The 20,502-nt window shown below is 39.5% G+C and carries 8 protein-coding genes; 4 read left to right on the top strand and 4 right to left on the bottom strand.

Annotation, left to right across the window (positions count from 1 at the left end; translation table 11 throughout):
* From A3EM_RS46705 to A3EM_RS0137140, 4 genes are all read left to right on the top strand, one after another.
* Window positions 1-1,572: fasciclin domain-containing protein (locus A3EM_RS46705; RefSeq protein ID WP_157638269.1), on the top strand; the 1,572-nt coding region annotated here is incomplete at its 5' end.
* Window positions 1,573-1,678: 106 nt separating this feature from the next.
* Window positions 1,679-5,953, top strand: coding sequence for a gliding motility-associated C-terminal domain-containing protein (locus A3EM_RS0137150; protein ID WP_020533327.1), 4,275 nt, complete (start codon window positions 1,679-1,681; stop codon window positions 5,951-5,953).
* Between the two features lie 4 nt (window positions 5,954-5,957).
* Window positions 5,958-6,917, top strand: a complete 960-nt coding sequence (locus A3EM_RS0137145; protein WP_083925374.1) for a PorP/SprF family type IX secretion system membrane protein — start codon at window positions 5,958-5,960, stop codon at window positions 6,915-6,917.
* A gap of 109 nt (window positions 6,918-7,026) precedes the next feature.
* Complete coding sequence (locus A3EM_RS0137140; RefSeq protein WP_020533325.1) at window positions 7,027-8,928, top strand: FAD-dependent oxidoreductase; 1,902 nt, start codon at window positions 7,027-7,029, stop codon at window positions 8,926-8,928.
* A gap of 44 nt (window positions 8,929-8,972) precedes the next feature.
* On the opposite strand, the gene A3EM_RS0137135 is transcribed toward A3EM_RS0137140, so the two are convergent.
* From A3EM_RS0137135 to A3EM_RS44865, 4 genes are all read right to left on the bottom strand, one after another.
* The gene (locus A3EM_RS0137135) at window positions 8,973-12,275 is read right to left on the bottom strand and encodes a VCBS repeat-containing protein (RefSeq protein ID WP_026210823.1); all 3,303 of its coding nucleotides are present in this window, start codon (window positions 12,273-12,275) and stop codon (window positions 8,973-8,975) included.
* A gap of 164 nt (window positions 12,276-12,439) precedes the next feature.
* Window positions 12,440-14,014, bottom strand: a complete 1,575-nt coding sequence (locus A3EM_RS0137130; protein ID WP_020533323.1) for a SusD/RagB family nutrient-binding outer membrane lipoprotein — start codon at window positions 14,012-14,014, stop codon at window positions 12,440-12,442.
* Between the two features lie 55 nt (window positions 14,015-14,069).
* Window positions 14,070-17,168: a SusC/RagA family TonB-linked outer membrane protein gene (locus tag A3EM_RS0137125; RefSeq protein ID WP_044240877.1), complete on the bottom strand. Its 3,099-nt coding sequence runs from the start codon at window positions 17,166-17,168 to the stop codon at window positions 14,070-14,072.
* A 129-nt stretch (window positions 17,169-17,297) separates the two neighbouring features.
* Complete coding sequence (locus tag A3EM_RS44865; protein WP_020533321.1) at window positions 17,298-20,465, bottom strand: DUF5107 domain-containing protein; 3,168 nt, start codon at window positions 20,463-20,465, stop codon at window positions 17,298-17,300.
* Window positions 20,466-20,502 lie beyond the last annotated feature (37 nt).

Below are 20,502 nucleotides of genomic sequence, written 5' to 3'. Positions count from 1 at the left end.
GCTTCAAGCCTAAGTGATGGGTTGGTAGCAACTACCCTCAAAGGGGATGATGTGCAGTTCTCCATTTCAGACGAGGGTGCTAAAATTAATGATTCCAATATTGTAGCTACTGATATTATCGCTTCAAACGGTGTAATTCATGTGATTGATATGGTGTTAATTCCACCAATGAACATTGTAGAAATTGCTTCTGGGAATCCTGATTTTAGCATTTTGGTAGAAGCTGTGGTAAAAGCCGATTTAGTAGATGCCCTTTCCGGTGATGATGATTTAACTGTCTTTGCCCCAACTAATACCGCATTTGAAATGTTGTTTGATGCACTTGGGGTTTCGGGAATTGCCGACCTTTCAAAAGAAGCCTTAACCCCTATTTTACTTTATCATGTGCTTGGTGGAAAGACTTACTCCAATGCTTTGAGTGATGGACAGATGGCTGAAACCTTTAATGGAAGAATGGTTACCTTCAAAGTAAGTGATATGGGTATTATGGTGAATGAATCCAATATTTCCCCAGCTGATATTATTGCCAGTAATGGCGTAATTCATGTGATCGATAAAGTTTTATTACCTCCTGCTGATATGGTAACCAGTTTTACTTTAGTAAATGCTGAAACCAATGAAGACCTGTTCGAAATCACTGAGGGCATGGAAATAGACCTTTCAAAAATTAGTGCTACAAAATTCAACATCAGAGCCAATGTAAGTCCAAAAGAAGTAGGAAGTGTGAAGTTTGGCTGGAATGAAAATGATAATGCGAGGATTGAAAATGTATTCCCATATGCATTATTCGGAGATGTGGGAGGCAATTACTACGAAATGGATTTAAAAGCTGGAGAGTATACGGTTACAGCTACTCCATATACAAAAAGTGTGGCTTCAGGTGAAGAAGGAAAAGCCCTTTCTATCAGCTTCAGTGTAATTTCAACAGGAGGAGGAGTAACCGGATTTACCTTAATCGATGCCATCACAGATGAGGAAATTACGGAAATATTTGACGGAGATGTCATTCATCTCACAACCTTAATCAATATCAGGGCCGACCTGAATATCGATAGTGAAGAAATCATGTCGGTACAATTCGATCTAAATGATCATGAAGGTTTCAGAGTGGAAAGAGTTTTCCCATATGCACTGATTGGTGATTCAGGGGGAGATTATTACGAGTGGAAGCCAGAACCAGGTATGTACACCATCACGGCTTCTCCAATTCTTAAAGATGGAACCAAAGGAAAATCACTTACTATAAAAATCGAATTGGTAGACAAAACAGTTGGCAACTCTTCCCAAAGAAATGCTTTTGATGCTCAAAATCTATCAAAAGATAACCTGAGATTCTATCCAAATCCAGCCATTGAGCAAATTAACCTGGAGCTTAAAGCAAGGGAAAATGATCAGATTACAATAAGAGTATTGGATTTAAATGGAAGATTATTCCTTTCAGAAAAATTTAAGACCACTTATAATTTAAATAATTTCCAGCTAAATGTAAGCAGTCTGCAAAGAGGAATTTACATCCTAAGCGTAGACTCCAGCACCCAGGGCCGACAATTGATACGCTTTATAAAAGACTAAGCATATTTTAACCTGTTAATCCTTACCGAAAGCCAGGACATTGTCCGGCTTTCGGTTCCTATTCAGTCATTTTATACCCATATTTTTAGCTTAATGTCATTCCCCAATGGTAAGATTACTACTAATTGTATGCCTATTACATAGTTTTAATCTGTTGGCTCAGGATAAAATTCCTGCGCTGCCCGTCTTACCATCCCCTTGTAACACTAATTTTGTTTATCCGGGAATCAGAAATCCTTCATTTGAGGGTTTAGGAATTTGTGTAGGTCCGCCCATTCCCTGGAATAATTGCGGGTTTTCCACCATTGGACCAGGACCTTTTCCTGTGGCTTCCAGAGGCAATTGTTTGAATATCAATGCCAATGCCACCGAAGGAGAAACTTTCCTTATTTTCACTTCAAATCAGACCAACGATCAATCCTCAGGAACCGGAATAATTGTCAACCCGGCCTTAGCTACCAATACCAATTATGCCTTGTTAATTGACTTGAAAAAAGCGAGCCCTGAGGATTGCATGGAATTGCGGGTTTTTGGTGGTGATGGCTGCAGTAATAATGAAACATTGCTATGGCAATCCGGAAATATTGAAAATTCAAATAACTGGCAGGAATACCTGATTCAATTTACAGCAGACAATAATTACCGCTACCTTATCTTAAGGGCAAAAAGCAGCTGTGGTGAAGGACAACTATTGGCTGATAATATCAGGCCTTACAGTAATAATACCGTGCCCACACCAACCATAAATGCAACCTCCAAAACCATTTGTGGGAATAATTCCTTCATTTATACCTCTCCAGTGGAAGATGCGGTTTTCAGATGGGAAAAGGATGGAAATATGTTGCAGGAAAATGAAAATGCCTTTATCGAAATAAATGAACCGGGCAATTATACCGTCACCCTGATTACAGCATGTGGGGAAGCCACTAGCCAGCCTTTCCAGATACAGCCGGGAAATGCCCCTGAACCTCCGGCTATTATTGGGGAAAATATACTTTGTGGAGATGGAGAATCTATAATTATTCAGGTAAATAACCCAGTCGAAAATACCGGTTATAAGTGGTTTGCAGAAGGAAATCCCGAATTACTGGGAACTGGAAACTCCTTTTCTCCAGTACTGCCAGGAAATTATTTTGTAAAGGCAGAAAGTGTTTGTGGGGAAATCAATAGTCTTCCATTTGAGATTTTAGACGGACCAACTCCCCAGCGTCCTGTTGTATCGGGAGGAGCAGAATTGTGCCTGGAAGAAGAAGCAATTCTTACAGTAGAAAATCCCATAAATGGAGTGGCCTATTTATGGTACAAAACCGGTATTCCCAGACCTATTGCAGAAGGCAGGATGTATATGACCAGAGAGCCGGGAAACTATTTTGTAGTAGCAGACAATGGATGCAAAACCGCTCAGTCTTCTTCAAACCTGATCACCAAAATTCCTGATGCCATCTGCACCGGAACCGGTGATGCTTGTGGGGATATGATTATTAATCAACTTCCATTTTACAAACAACCTGCAAGAGGCTATTTCGATACCAGAAATGGTATCAACGATTTTTTAGGAAAGGAATCCTGTAATCCTGCTTTTTTTCAGGGAAAAGAAATGGTTTTCACTTATGTTCCCGCAGCAGATGAATGCGTAAATATTCAGGTATCCAACTTACAACAAAAGCCTCTGGGCTTGTTCGTTACCACACAATGTGAGCCTTTTAGAGATTGTATAGCCTCCTCATTTAATCAGGAAGGAGAAAACCCTGCCTTGGATGGACTTGAGCTTCAGGCAGGAATTTCCTATAATTTTGTGGTGGGCACTTCTCTGCCTGGTGAAAGTGTTGAATTCCTTTTTATTATTGAAAAATGCACTGGTGAAAATAATTGCAATCCCACAGCTGTATTACCAGATTTCGCAAATCCCGATTTTGAAGATATTGCCGGAAATAACAAAGCCCCTTCTGGTTGGGAAATTTGTGGTGAAGAAGGCATCTTTGGACCTGTTTCCCCGGATGTTCAACCAGCAAATAACCCAAAAACATCATTAGTACCTGCGAGTGGAAACACATACGTAGGCATTACTGCATTTCCGGGCGGTACAGGAAATGATTATCAGGAAGGAATCGGGCAGGCCCTTAATACTCCATTTATTGCCGGAAATGATTATCAAATACTATTGGATTTGGCCAACCCATTGGCAGAACCCGGGGATTTTAGGGGTTGTGGAGGTATTGAGATTTGGGGAGGAAATGATGTTTGTGAAAGAGCGGAATTGTTATGGAAATCTCCGGCAATTGGTGACCAGTCGGATTGGAAAACTTTTACAGCCGGTTTTCAACCCACAGCAAATTTTACCCACATTCAAATTGTAGCGGCTTTGTACCCGGGCTGTAGCCGGGATTATGTTTTGTTGGACAACATGCGGTTTGAAGAGACACAAGCCACCCCACCTGAAATCAACATTACCTCCCTAAATATTTGTCCCGGAGAATTTCCTGAACTTTCTACCAATACAGTACCCGGTGCTGCTTATCAGTGGTTTCTAAATAATGATCCTGTAGGCACCTCCAACTCCAAAATCATTGCTTATGAGCCGGGTATTTATAGTGTTGCAGTCAGTGTAAATTGTGAGGTATTTTCAAGTGAACCCATAGAAGTTTTTGAACCAACTCTGCTGCAAAAGCCAGAAATAACCGGAGAAAATACTTTTTGCCCTGCTGGGAGTAGTAACCTAAAAGTGGAAAATGTCCTGGAAGGTTTGAACTATAATTGGTTTAGAAATGGCATTTTAATTGAAAATTCCGGAAATAATTTAACCGAAATTAATGCAGATCAACCAGGAAATTATACTGTTGCCGTTTCCAACGATTGTGGGGAATTGCTAAGCGAAGGTTTCGAAGTACAAATACAGCCGGCCTTGCTCAAACCTCAGATTGAAGGAGAAGATGTAATTTGTGAAAATATTCCTACTGAGTTGAGGTGGGTTAACCCGCAATCTCAGGTTTCTTTTCAATGGTATTTTAATGATGAACCAATTTTAGACGCAAATTCTACCCGCCTGGAAGCCATGGAAATTGGAAATTATTACCTGGAAATAAATGGAAATTGCGATGTGAAAAGCAGCAATGTCATCACTTTAATTTCTCCTGACCAACAAGCACCTCCCATTCTGGAAATCGAAAATGTTTCCTGTACTTCCGAATTTAAAAGAATCAGGATTACAAACCCCCGGATAGATTCAGATTATCTGTGGATACTCAATGATACTGATACCTTGCAAACCGGACCAGTAAGCCAGCTGGAAACCAATCTGGATGGAGAATATCAGGTATTTGAATTTGGAATCTGTAAAACTCTAATCTCTGAGAAAGTAACTTTGGATTTTGAAACTATTGAAATTCCCCAGCCGGCAATTATTGGAAATGATGTGAACTGTGTAGGTGATACGGTGACACTTTCAATTGAAAATTTCAATTCAGCAAATACATATGAGTGGTTTTTGGATGGAACGCTAATTCCTGAAAATTCCAATCAGGTTTTATTAGCCAGTCAGCAGGGTGATTATAAAGTGGTAGCCACTACGGAATGTGGACAAGCGGAAAGTGAAGTTTACACTTTAACAATCCCACCGGAAACCATAAATGCACCAGTAATTGAGGGAGAAAACCTTATTTGTGAGGGACAATCCTCCATCCTGAATTTCAATCCTGAACAAGGAATAAACTATACCTGGTATTGGGAAGATAAACCCATTGGAAAGAATAATTCTTCGCTACAGGTGAACCAGCCAGGAAATTATAAGGTACTGGCGGAGGGAAATTGTGAGCAGGTTTTTTCCGAAATTTTTCTGGTAGAGTTGGAGAAAACTGTAATTGAAATTTCAAAAGATACCCTGATTAATTTAGGAGAACAAATTCAATTGTCTGCTGCTGGTGGGGAAACTTATGAGTGGAAACCTGCAAATTCCCTGAACGACTCCAATGTGCCTGATCCGGTTGCCCAACCTGAAAATACTACCATCTATACAGTCCGAATTACCACAGCAGCCGGTTGTGTAATTGAAAGGCAAATAAAAGTAGAAGTTACTGAACCGGATACAGAAACCGAAGAGGAAGCACCCGAAATGGAAGAGGATCTGAATATTCCCAATGTGTTTACCCCAAATAATGACGGAATTAATGATGTATGGGAAATAAAAGGCTTGCCAGATAAAACTTTTACAAACCTGAAAATATTTGACAGATGGGGAGCTGCAGTATTTCAAACCAATAATTATGAACAGCCCTGGAACGGCACATTTCAGGGGAAACTGCTTCCGGTGGGTACTTATTTCTATGTTTTGAGCATCGCTCCAGACCAGGAAACTATTACAGGACATGTGAGTATTTTACATTGAAACTATGAAAACGATAAGGCTAATTCCATTTCTGCTAATCCTGCTTTCAATTGTTAGTATGGCTCAGCAACGTCCGCAGTATCAGCATTATATTCAAAATGGAATGCTGATTAATCCAGCCATTACCGGCATTGAAGATTTTCTTTCGGCACGGGTTGGCTACAGAAAACAGTGGTCGGGAATTGAAGGAGCTCCTTCTACAGCCTATTTCTCTATTCAAACACCATTAAACATCCTTACCAATCGCAGGAAAAAACCATTTCTGCCAATTGCGAATAACCCAAAAGTATCTCCTCAACATGGTATCGGAGCTACTTTTTTCAATGACCAGATTGGACCATTCCAGCAAAATGAATGGAATCTCAACTATGCTTATCATTTACCCATTAGCCCAAAAACATTGCTTTCTGCCGGATTTTCAGGCGGTATGCAATCGAACAGACTTAACCAGAATATGCTCAATTTTGCCAATCCTGGTGATCCTGTTACCGGTCAATTTTCCAACCAGCACCATACGGTGGTTTCACTGGGACTTTGGCTAAGCAATGAAAAATACTTTTCGGGAATTTCCCTGTTCAACAGATTCTCAAATCAATCAGAAACCTCTCCGTCAGACCATCAACATTTTTTATTTTCAGCTGGCTATAAACTTGTTTTCCTGCCTAAGTTTGAACTGGCAACCAGCACCCTTGTCAAATACTTTTCTACTCTACCCTTAACTACCGATTTCAATTTAACAGCCGGATTTAACCAAAAAATTTGGGCTGGCATTTCCTGGAGAACAGCCAATGAATTTATCCTGTTTTCCAGATTATTGGTAAATGATTACCTGGATGTTTCCTATAGTTATGCCACAGGTTTAGGAAATTCTATTTCTGCCAATAGCCATGGGAATCATGAAATAAGCATAGGCCTCAGGCTATTTAACCGTGATAAAATATTTTGTCCTCAGCATTTCTGGTAACCCCCCAAAAAACCAGAATTATTCTGGTAAAAAGACAGGCTTTTCCCTTTTCCAGCTAAATTTGCACCTGCACATTAAACAACTTCAATAACAACACATTTAATCTGAAATGAAAACAAATTTACTTTACCTATTTATTTCACTTACACTATTCACTTCCTGCTCCTCATCTGAAAATGCTGAAAACCAGGAGATCCAACAAACCGAAGTGTTAGTAATTGGCGGGGGGGCAAGTGGCACAATGGCAGGCATTCAGGCAGCCCGAATGGGTAGTTCTACAATGATTTTTGAAGAAACACCATGGCTGGGCGGTATGCTGACTTCAGCTGGAGTAAGCGCCATCGATGGGAATTACAAATTACAATCCGGTTTATGGGAAGAGTTCAAACAAAACCTTTCCAGGCACTATGGAGGTTTGGATGCTTTAAAAACAGGCTGGGTGAGCAATGTGCTTTTTGAACCAAAAACCGCTGCGGTAATCCTTCAGGATATGGCTGCCAAAGAGGAAAAACTTCAGGTTGTTCTGAACTCGAAATTTATCTCCATTCAACCCAATGAAAAGGGTTGGGAAGCTCATTTCGAAAAAGAAGGAGAACAAATTACGGTTCAGGCAAAAGTGGTGGTTGATGGTACAGAACTTGGAGATATTGCGAAAGTAGCTGGCATTCCCTATGATATTGGGATGGAATCCGGAAAGGATACTGGGGAAGATATTGCCCCGGAAACAGGAAATGATATCGTCCAGGATTTGACTTATGTAGCCATTCTAAAGGACTTTGGTCCAAATGCAGATAAGACCATTCCGCAACCTGAGAACTACGATCCTACACCGTTTTATTGCACCTGTGCGGGAAAATGTGATGCGGATAGCCTGGGCAGAACACTTTGGGATTGTGATAAGATGATGGAATATGGCAAATTACCCAATGACTATTACATGATCAACTGGCCTATTAATGGCAATGATTATTACCTCAACCTGATTGATAAATCACCTGAAGAAAGGAATGAAGCCCTAAAAGCCGCAAAAGATTTTACCCTACAGTATGTGTATTACCTGCAAACGGAATTAGGTTATAAAAATTTGGGCATTGCAGATGACGTCTACCCCACTGCAGATAACCTGCCTTTTATTCCCTATCATCGGGAATCGAGGAGAATTAAAGGAATCGTTCGGTTCAATTTGAATGACCTGGCCAAACCTTTTGAGCAGGAAACACCACTTTACCGCACCGGAGTAGCAGTGGGAGACTATCCTATAGACCATCATCATTTTGCTTATCCGGAATTTCAAAAATTACCCGATCTGCATTTTTATCCAGTACCATCATATGCATTGCCCCTGGGTACCATGATTCCAAAGTCCACAGAAAATTTTATTGTGGCTGAAAAATCCATTTCCGTAAGCAATCTGGTGAATGGCACTACCCGGCTTCAACCAGTTTGTCTTCTAATTGGCCAGGCAGCCGGTACTTTAGCCTCATTATCTGCAAAAGATCAGATTACTCCTTCCAAAGTCCCCGTTCGGAAAGTGCAACAGGAATTGCTGAAATCAGGAGCTTATCTTCTGCCCTATGTGGATGTTACCCCGGATCATCCGGCTTTTCACTCTATTCAGAAAATCGGGGTAACTGGAATTCTCAAAGGAGAAGGAAAAAACGTTGGTTGGGAAAATCAGACACTTTTCTATCCCGATAGTATTCTGACTAAAACTGCTCTAACGGATGGCCTGGAAGACTGGTTGGAACAATTGCCTCAGCTATCGGATAATATTGCTTTCCAGGAAGCAATTGATATTCTGATTTTGTTGGGTGAAGAATATCCTGATTCCATGGCTGCCACCACCAAAGAGACGGTAACCAAAAAGGCTCAGGAAATTATGGAAAATAACGGCATGAAATCCCTTTCCGCTTCCGACCTTATCTCCAGAAGTGCCTTTGCCGTTTTAATTGACGAACTTTTTGATCCATTCAACCTTAAGCAGGTCAATCATTTTGGGGAATTTTTGTAGGCTAATCTAATCAAATATGCAGGGTCTTACGACCCTGCAAAATCCTAATTCAATTCATAAGATACCACTGAATCATTATTTCTGGAAAACATTATGAATTCCCGATTATTGATTTTCAATTTTTTAATATCTCGAACATCACCTTTCACTGCCAAACCGGATTGCCGGTCGGCTAAATAAGTGAAATTGCCCTGGCCATCTCCCAGAAATACCTGACCATAATTGGCTTCAAATTTCCCGGTGCTTACTCTGGTCAGGGATTGATTTCCTGCTAAAATCAAGTCCAGGTTTCCATCACCATTTACATCGGTAGAAGTAATTCCAAAAACCGGAGCAAATTGTGCCTGAACCGGAAGCTGATGGATTTCGAAACTACCATTTCCTTTGTTTTCCAAATAAACCGTTTCGAAAGTCAGAGCCTTTAAGGTATCCGCTCCTTTTGCCTGTTCAGCATCAAAAAAGGAGGCTGGAGAAGCTTTTCCAAAAGAAGCATAATCCGGGAATTTTTTCTTTAATCCTGCCAATTGCCCGATCAGTTCATCTCTGGAATAGGCAAAATGATTTTCACCCTGAATATAACAACACAAAATAGGATCTATAGAACCATTCTGATCAAAATCTTTATAGATCATAGAAACCGGATGCTTTTCGGTGGGTCTGTATTGATTGTTATTTCCAAAATTCCCCAAAACCAAATCCAGGTCGCCATCCATATCCATATCTGCAGCATGTATAGCATTCCACCACCCCGATAAACCGGCCAGTTCCCCTGAAGTTGATAATTCAAAACCACTCCCATTTTTATTGATCAAAACAGTAGGGGCCATCCATTCCCCGACTAAAAATAAATCAGGAAAATTATCACCATTAATTTCCAGAAACTGCGCATCAGTGACCATTCCTGGATTCACCAAATCAGGGGCGAAATTGGAAGTAACATCTGAGAAATTTCCTTTACCGTCATTCAGTAAAATATAGCTTTGGGGCGGAACAGGATAGGCTCCCGGGGTAATTCTTCCCCCCACAAATAAATCCTGATCTCCATCAGCATCAATATCTGCTGCAGAAACCTGACTTCCACTTGAAATCATTTTTGGCAACTTGTTTTCTCCAAGACTAAAATTACCTTTTCCATCATTAAAGTAAATTTTGTCTTGTAATGCCGGGTTAGTTTGTTCAAATTCATTTCCTCCGCTTACCACATAAAGGTCCAGGTCATTATCCTGATCGGCATCAAAAAATAGAGCTGAAACTTCTTCGGAAGCCTTTTGCTCTTCAAATGCCTGGGTATTGGCTAACTTAAACTTGCCATCCCGCTGTTGAATGAATAATTGTCCTGAAAATCCTTTGGCCCCACCAAAATAAATATCTTCCAGCGCATCACCATTCACATCTCCAATTGCCATTTTGGGGCCCAGGTTAGAATACCCCTGGGGAATTAACCGGTCTCTTTTAAAATCAAGATATTCATTTTCCTTATGCTTAAAATCGATATCCAGCTTGTTATCAGCTTTTTGAAAAAGAACCGCTTTTTCCTCCGATTTCAGTTCCTCTGGAGTTGTGGCATTTTCCTGATCAATTACAAGCGATTGATTTACCGATTGATTTGATAAATCACTTACCGAACCATCAGGCCAGGTCACTTCGAGATGATCAATTTTTGAAGCTTTTCCCAAACCAAAAACCAATTCGTAACCAGTAGCAGATTGAAATCCTCTTACAGGTTGCATTTCCTGAAAATAGCTTTTTCCATCCACTTTGAGTTTCACTTTTGCTCCAATACCAAATTGATTGGCTTTATTTCCTTTCAGTTTAATCTTGATATAATTATTTTGCTGGAAAACCTCACTGTTATTCTGGTAAAGAGCCCCTTGTTCATTGATGTTATTCACCACCAAATCAAGGTCGCCATCATTATCGAAATCGGCATAAGCAGCTCCATTAGTCAGGTTTTTTTCATCAAACCCCCAGTTAAATGATTCATCTGTGAAAGTTAAATCGCCATTATTGCGGTACATGTAATTATGAACTTTGGTAATTGGCATTTTGTCCACAATCTCTAACAGGTTCTGATCAATCTTTTCCGCACTTTTTACTTTCAGGCTTACCACATAATTCATGAAATCCATGTCTGTTGGGTAGCGCCCAATGCCATTGGTAATGAAAATATCCTTCCACCCATCATTGTCAAAATCTGCCATCAGGGCACTCCAACTCCAGTCTGTATTGGAAACCCCGGCCAGCTGACCAATTTCACTAAAAGTGCCATCGCCATTATTCACATGCAACATATTCCGCATGGTCTGATGATGAAAACCATTGGCCAGCAACTGGTGGTACTTGTTATAGGACTCTGCACCAAAAGCCATTTTTTGTCCGTAATTATCTTCAGGCAGCATATCTAGTGTGAAAATATCTACTTTTTCATCATTGTTGATATCGGCAATATCACAGCCCATGGAAAATACAGAATGGTGGCTGAGATAGGAAGCTGAAACCTGTTCAAAAGTTCCATCTTTTTGATTAAGATAAAGGTAATCTTCTTCATGAAAATCATTGGAAACATAAATATCCGGCCAACCATCCGCATTAATGTCGGAAATTCCAATACCTAACCCGAAACCCAGAACATTATTCAATATACCTGCTGTATAAGACACGTCCACAAAAATTCCATTATCATTTTCATACAATTTATCTCCAAAATAAGGGGCTTTCCTGGTTTTGTCCAGGCCTGCGGAACGGGTAACACCTGCATGCTCTCTAAGAGAATGATTCAATAAATAAACATCCAGGTCTCCATCCAGGTCATAATCAAAAAATGCTGCCTGAGTGGTGTAAGAAGGGTCATCTAAATTGTATTCCGCAGAGGCTTCTCTAAAAGTCAGGTCCCCATTGTTGATAAATAATTTATTTCTTCGATAATCTACATTCACCGCAGCCGATCGACATACATAAATATCCAGTAAACCATCTCCATTTACATCCGCCATGGTCACCCCGGTATTCCAAAGGCCAGCTGCTTCCAAACCTGCCTTTTTAGTGATATCTTCAAACTCCATATTCCCCTTATTGAGGTACATGCGATTGGCCACCAGATTTCCTGAAAAATAAATATCCTGTAATCCATCATTATTGATATCCCCTACAGCTACTCCTCCCCCATTGTACAAATACATATAGGAAAGCATATTAAACTCTTTGGTTTCTTTAATGGTATTCCGGAATTCAATTCCAGTCTTTCCCGAGGAAAGTTTTGTAAACATTTGATCCTTGCTTTCCTCACAGGAATAAAAAGAAAGCAGGAGCAATGAAAATAATAATTTTGAAACTTGATTTATTCGCATGTCAGACACCTTATAGTTTTTTGGAAGAGGTATATTTTTATGATTAGTGCATTATTGAATCCAACTAATTGCATACCTCTACCTAAATGTACCTAAAACATTTTTAAGAAAAAAAGTGCCCGCCAATCCGGCAGGCACTTTTAAAATATATTCAGAGATCGTTTTTATTTTGCGTCCCACCAAACCTTAGTGCTTCCCTTGTCCCCTCCTTTACCGGAGAGTTCTGGTAAAGCTATAGCTTCTTCTACAGCCTCTAAGTTTGTCCCAAATTCACCTGTTACATACACCATTCTTCTCATAATTTCATCAGGCCCTACATCAGGGTTATCAGAATTAAGTCTGGTGTATTGCTTAGGATATCCTGTCCTTCTCAATTCCGCCCAGCCTTCCCATCCATCAGGATAGAGTGCAAGCCATTTCTGGGTAATGATTTGCTCCAGTTGTTTTTCTTTATCTCCTCCGGTATCAAAAGCAATTGGAATATCGGTTAGGGCAGGAGTATTATTTTCATCACCTACTTCAACCGGAGTATTTCCACTTGCAATGTAGGCATCAATGGCAGCATCTTCTGCAGCCTCCCATTCCTTCATCGACATTCTAATTCCATTGTCATACAATTCTTTAGCAGTTCCTCCCATATTCCATCCTTCCAAAGCGCCTTCCGCTCTAAGGAAATAGGCTTCTGCTGCTCTAATTACCACAATTCTGTTATTATCACCCAGAGCAGCTGGTAAAAACTGTGGACCCAGATCAGAGTGATTAGAATTCTGTCCGGCTGTTAAAGCCACTTTTGACTGTCCATTTACCAGACCTTCAAAAGGAATACCATCTCCATCGGTATCACCATCTGCTGCTGGGCTAAAATAAACCGGCATTCTTGGATCTTCATATCCTTTTAATACACTTTCCATAGCAGCACTCATTCTAAATTCTCCCCAGTTGGTTATGGTATTCAATGGATTTTGAGAATTGTTGGTGGTTAACATGGTAGCATTTTGATCTATACCTTCCATTACACCTGCAGCAACTGCTTTCTCAGCTTCAGTTTTCGCCAATCCAGGATCAACATATTTTAACCTCATGGCCAATCTTAATCTCAGCGTATTTGCAAATACCAACCATTTATCCACATCCCCATTGTAAATCTGATCATTGTTTCCAAAAGCATTTCCACCTGAATTACTGCTAAGAACAGCCACAGCCTCATCTAAAATAGGAAAGAAACTTTTGTAAATGGATTCCTGAGTATCGTATGGAACCACAATTTCACCATTTCCAAAGGCAGAGTAAGGGACAGGTCCCCAATAATCCGTAATTCGATGATACCCATACACTTTCCACACTTTAGCCACAGCATTTTGTAGATCGAGCCCATTTTCACCAGTAAAGTCTTCCACGAACTTAATATTGGGCGCAGCCTGTCCGTAGAAGGAAGACCATGCTAAATCTGCCCATCGACCCACCTGAGTATACCGATCAGAATCAAAGTTTGACTGAGTGGTCGCATAGTATTGGCAGTAAATATCCGAAAACAGATTTTGTGATATTTGGAACCTCCAATGTAATCCATTTACAGTATTATACTGGGTTTGGGCAAAGGCCAAACCAATCAATGAAGCATCCACTTTATCGTCTGTCAGGGCCAGTGGATTGGTATTGAGTTCATCAAAATTATCAGTACACCCATCTATAATAAAGGTAATGCTGACACTAAATATTAATAATTTTATATATCTCATAATTATCTAATTTTTAAGATTTTCAATTAAGTTCTAAAGTGATTTACCTTCCAACTTAAAATCCAAGTCTTACATTAAAACCATATTCCCTTTGTGTTGGAGGACCAAATGATTCAAAACCATCAGCATTATTCCCTACTCCTACAAATATTTCCGGATCAAGATTTCCTGCTGCATTTGAAATGAAGAATAAATTCCTGCCTACAAAAGCTACTCTTATTTTGGAAAATGGTGTTTTAGCCAATGCCGAACTTGGTAAAGTATAGCCTAATACCAATTCTCTGAGTCTGGTATTAGAAGCATCTTTCACAAAGGCTTCTCCTACAGGAGCATTTCTACCGCCCAGTTTCGACCACATTTCCTCAGCACCTGTTTGAATATTATTTGCACTTCCATCTTCCAATACCGCAGTTTCATGTGCAAAGAAATTCTCACCGAATACTAATGAGCCATCCCGACCTTGCAGCGTCTCTTCGGTTAGTCCATCAGCATAAATAATGGCATTAGTTAAAGAAACCACACTACCACCCTGACGAATGTCAATTAAGAAACTTAAATCGAAATTGGCGTAGTTAAAGGTATTTCTGATTCCACCAGTCCAATCCGGGTTAAAGTTGGCCACTGGCACATCTAAACCTGCTGTAGTCCTTGGTGTACCATCGTCTGCAATAAGTACTCTTCCCTGCTCATCTCTTTCAAATCCTCTGGAATAAACTTCCCCCCATGGTCGACCTTCTACCAGTTTAAATTGCCTCATAAAATCAGCTCCACCAACATTTAGATTGTCAAATCCCTCGGCAATTTTTAGAACAGTACTATTATTTGCACCATAATTAAAGTTCAAATCCCAGGAGAATTTATTGGATTGAACAACAGTAGCATTAATTGAGAATTCTATCCCTTTGTTTTCCACATCTGCTCCATTAAGGAATATACTGGAAGCTCCTGAACCTACTGGTACATTTACTGCAAATAACTGGTTTTGACTATTCGATTTATACCAGGTAAAATCAAATCCTAGTCGGTTATTCAGAAATCTTGCATCTAATCCAAATTCTGTAGAAACTGTTTCCTCTGGCAATAGATTTTCTATTGGAATTGTGGTAGATAATTGTAAATAACCATTATTTCCTCCAGGGCCAATATTGGCGGCTCTGGCAGTTTGATAAGGATCTGTATCGTTACCTACCTGAGCATATGAACCTCTCAGTTTCAAGAAGGTTAACCAACCTGGTGTTCCGGCAAACAAGTCAGATACAACGGCTGTTAAACCTACAGAAGGATAAAAATACGATCTGTTTGCTGCTGGGAGTGTAGAACTCCAGTCATTTCTGGCGGTTAAATCTAAAAATACTGCATTTTTCCAACCTATTGTTGCAAATCCATAGATAGATTGCACCTCTTTTTTAAAGTTTCCTGAGGCTGGTTCAGTGGCAGTTAAAGTTTTAGCATTGCTAAGGGCAAACAAATTTGGAACATTTAACTGACCATTATTTGTATTGACCTGTCTTGACTCAGATCTTCTAATATTACCCCCGAAACTTGCATCAATTGAGAAATCTGTACCAAATTCCTTGTTATAATTTAAAAGGAAATCGCTATTCCACTCAAATCCATAACCCTGTGTAGTAGTGTAATTTCCAAAGTCCGCAATTACATAGGAATCATTATAAAGTTTATCACTTCTAGAATAATTATTCCTGTCAATTGCTGATCTTCCAAGAATGCTTAAGTCCTCGGTAATATCATATTTCAAAGAAATTAAACCAATCACCCTTTCTCTAAGTGTATTGTTCAGGTTTCGGTTAATAGTCCAGTATGGATTGGCACCACCATTGTCATTTGGCTTCCAAAAATGCTGTCTTTCAATACCATCATCATTAATGAATGAAAATATGGAGGCATCGGCAGTAGTAACATTCCGTGGTATCCTGAAAGCATGCCTGATTGGGTTTGCAAAATTTTCCCCAGTGGCCAGCTGATTATCCAATACTTCCCGGATATAATTCACTCTGGAATCCAGGGTGAGTTTATCCGAAAGAGTAGTATTGACCCTCACATTAAGGTTATGGGATTCCAATTCATTTCCTTTCACAATTCCTTCCGCATCGGTGAAAGTATAGGAGAAATAAGCATTGGTATTTTCACTTGAAGTTGATATTCCAAGATTAGTGGCCAAATTATGTCCTGTATTAAAGAAATCCTTTATGTTATCCGGATTAGCCGAATAGGTAGCAGTTGATGTGGGAAAATTAGGATCGTTAGACCAGTGTTCTACCTGACTTCCATCTAATCTTGGTCCCCAATCTCTTACCGCATTTTTACCATAAACTCCTCCACTACCCTGGCCGTACTCATTTTGATAATTAGTCAATAAAATGGCATCAGCAGCCATATAGGTAGTATTTAATTGTACATTAAATCCTTTTCCTCCGGCTCCTTTTTTAGTAGTAACCACAATAGCACCATTATTCGCTCTACTTCCATAAAGAGCTGCAGCATTCGCTCCTTTCAGCACAGTAATTGATTCAATATCATCTGGGCTAAAGTTGCTGATGTCACTTCCCATGATCGCACCATCTACAATATAAATTGGCTGGCTGCTTCCTGCTACTGATCTGTTACCTCTTAAAATCACTTTTGACTGCGCGCCTACTCCAGTACCGGTTCTGGCTACAGAAATCCCTGATACTTTTCCTGAAAGGCCATCCACCACATTCAGTGGTCTGGCTTCTGTCATTTCTTCAGTAGAAACATTCTGGGCGGCATAAGTAATGGCTTTTTTCTCTTTTTCCAGACCAAAAGCGGTAACTACCACTTCATCTAACTGACGTACATCCTCTGCAAGAATCACATCAATAGTTGACCTGCCGTTAATTTCTATGGTTTGTTTTTCATAACCAATAAAACTGAATAATAATGATCCGTCTGAAGGAGCATTAATTTTATAATTTCCATCAATATCGCTTAGGGCACCATTTGTTGTCCCCTGCAATAATACACTCACCCCGGGCAATGGTTCTCCATCCGTGGCATTGGTAATTTTTCCGGAAATGGTAATGTCTTGGGCTACAAGACCTCCTATGATCATAAATTGTATTAAAAATCCCAGAACAGAGATTTTTATAAGTTGTATTTTGTCATTGTGCTTCATAATAGTATACGATGTTAAATAGCAATTAGTAAAGCTTAATTCCTGTGAAATTGAATATTAAGCAAAGATTGGGTTGGGGTATTCGGGTTTATTTCATGCTTCATGTTAAATTGGGTTTTGTAAAAAAATCTATTCATTTGTGGTTAATTGTATGGCTAGTTCTTGTAGTAAAATATTTTGACCCTCATTGGGATACTTTTCTCCAATGGAAATAATGGTTTGCAGGATCAACTCCTCTGAAATTTTTTCTGTTTGTAGTAAAGTTTTGAGATAAGGTTTATAGGAATCATCACTTTTACTTTCAACTTCAGAAATCGATTCCCTAACTTGAATTTCTGAATGCTTTAATTTCAATTCTGCCAATACGACCAATAAAAAATTGGGCACTAACGGAGATTTATCGGTTGCCCGACTGTCAAATACTTTCTGATAATAACTTTTGGCCAATTTCCCTTTTCCCAGTCGTTCATAGGAAATTGCCGTAATAAAGTCTGTAATTCGATTGTCTGTTAGATAGGGTTTTCCAACGCCAAGATTTTCGGGCCATTCACTTCCTTTTTGGGCCAATGCAATGGCCTCCTCAAAATCAGCAGATTTCACTGAAAAAATAGCCTGATTAACACAAGCTTCAAAATATACTGACCTGGCTTCCGAAAACCCCTCGTAAGGTAATAATACAACACTTTCAAATACTTTTAAAGCTGTTGAATATTCTTTATTCAGATTTAAAGCCTTTAAATAATCCAATACTATTATTGAATTATTCTGATAGCTATTATAAGCATTTTTTGCGTAAAATATAGCTTTTTCAGCCTCCTTTTTGTTAAGATAATATTCAGACAAGGCATGTAAAGCCCTCCAATTGTGCTTATCCAATTCATAAGCATAAGTTAAATCGTCCAGATATTTTGGAGGATCCTTTTTATTGAAATTTGCTCTTGCCAGATAAAAATGTGGAATATCTGGTTCTTCCCCCAGTTCATCGAATATATTTTTTGCACCATTCTCTATGTTCAGAGAAGCAAATAATAATGCCTGGTAATACCTGGTTTTCCAGTGATTATTAACTTTCTGAGCAAATTTGAAAACTTCCAGGGATTCCTGTCTAAAGGGAAAAACAAATTCAGTAGGTAAGGTTATGGCCTGGTCAATATAACCCTTAGCTTTTTCGGAATTTCCTTCCATGTCATACAGAAAGGCCAGCCAGTAATTGGCTATTGGATTATTAAGGGCTTGTTTAAATAATAGTTTTGCCTCAAACAGTTGCCCCAGGTTATAATAATGGACTCCCATTTCGATCAAAGTCTGGTTGGGAAATTCATTTTCAATTATTAATTCAGGAGTAGTCTGTGACAGCTCAGAGTTTTCCAGAAGGAATTTTTCTACTTGAGGGAAGAGATAAGTAGCATCATTCCTGCTTATTTTACTCAGGGTTTCCTTTGCTGCAGTTTTATCTCCTGATATTCTAAAACAAATGGCTTTAATTTCTAAAGCTTCCAGACTGTTCGGGTTAAACCTGAGGCTTTTTTCAGCATAAGCTAAAGCCTGCTGATATTTTTTTTCAAGTAAGTTAATTTTAGCCATTTCCAGATAACTGGCTGCCCGGTGGGAAATCGCAGATGAAGCTATGGAAAATCCACTATATGCTTCATCAATTTTACCGAGTTTTTTATTGGTCAGTCCATAAAGAAAGTTGGCTTCTGGTTCGTAAGTATTGAAAGCCAGCGCTTTTTTAGCCTGCTCCAAAGCTTTTGGATATTCTCCTTTTCTATAATGCAGATAGCCAAGCCTTGTAACAGCCGGGATGTAATGCTGATCGGTAGCCAGGCATTTCAAATAGGCCTCCTCCGCCTCCAGATACATGCGTTGGTTTTCAAGTTCACGTCCCTTAATGAACTGTCCGTAGGTACTCTCCCAGTTAAAAGTACTATCCATTTTCACTGGTCGCTCCAATAGAATACTTTCAGGATTATGTTCAAATAGCAGTTTCTCCTGTCCAATTTTTATTTTAAGCCCACTACCTTTCTGAAGGGTAATTTTTTGGCTAAAAGTTTTCAGTATTTCAAAATCAATTTCTTTTTTAAAAACTTCTTCCCCATCGGCATAAATGACCAATTGGTCTGAAAAGGATTGTAGGGGACAAAGGAACACTTCTGTTTGTTCTTCTCCCTGAAGAATATTCAAAACAGCATATCGGCTAGCAGCAACACCTCCCTTTGTGTTTATAAGTGGAAACCATACTTCCTCCATTACATCTGCATCGTGGGCAAAAAACTGCTGATGTTTAAAAGGAGAATAAGTACTTCCGGGAGAGGCCTGATTGAATAATTTTCCGGCCTGCCATTCCACATACTGCCCATCTGTATCAGTTAACAAATCTTCCCAAATTCCACCCTGTCTGGAAAGTGACCATATCCAGATTTTTTTGCCGGGCATTTCATCAAAATCGGAAAGATGTCCGAATCCAAAATCTTCATTATGCCAGTATCCTCCAAATAAATCGGATGTACTATTCACAATATGGTAAGACTTATGACTTCCAAAATTATTTTTATTATAAAAAGAAAGGTCTCTTCCATTTTCAATTGGCCAGGACTTCACTTCTCCAACATGACCGATACTATTTGTCCCGGCACTTATAAACTGCAGGTTTCCACTTGCCTTTGCCGCAGCAGTCATCCAATGATAATAGGAGGTGGAAAGCTCCGAGAGGTTGTGCCAGGTAGTTTTTGTCTTGAAAAAAGCTTTATCTGCTTCCAGAGAAATTTCTACATTCCATCTTGTTCTCGAGGTAAAATCATAGCTGCCAACTACACAACTTACAGAACCATCCTCATTTTTTTGATATGTATAATCCACTGGAGATGCTGTGGTGGGCGCATGACCAATTGTTCCAAAATTGATCTCAATTCCACCTGACGTCCAGGGTCCACGCATGGCTACATTTCTAAATTTCGCAGCATGATTGAAGTAAATAAAATCCTTCCCGGTTGATTTTTCAATTGCTCCCCAAACTTTCCCTCCCACCTTGGGATTTATATAAACTTTTATATAATCATTTTCCAAAACCACCATTTCCCATTCCGTTTCAACTCCTTTATGAGCATAGCCTGAAAAATTATGATAAGGATAATATTTTGAAAAATTTGGAACGGGATCAGGATCTGAAAAAGGATAGGTGTTGAGGTTAACCTTTTCTATATAGACAGAGGATGTCTGGGCCAACCCCAAAAAAGTGCAGCCAATAAGCCCCAATATGCTAAGGCAAATCATGAAAATGACCTTGCTTCTAACCATCCAGCCTGTTTATTTTATGTAAAAAATGGATAACCGA

The sequence above is a fragment of the Flexithrix dorotheae DSM 6795 genome (assembly GCF_000379765.1).
GTDB lineage: Bacteria > Bacteroidota > Bacteroidia > Cytophagales > Flammeovirgaceae > Flexithrix > Flexithrix dorotheae.
Note: the sequence above shows the minus strand (reverse complement) of the source record. Positions and strands in the feature narration are given on the sequence as shown.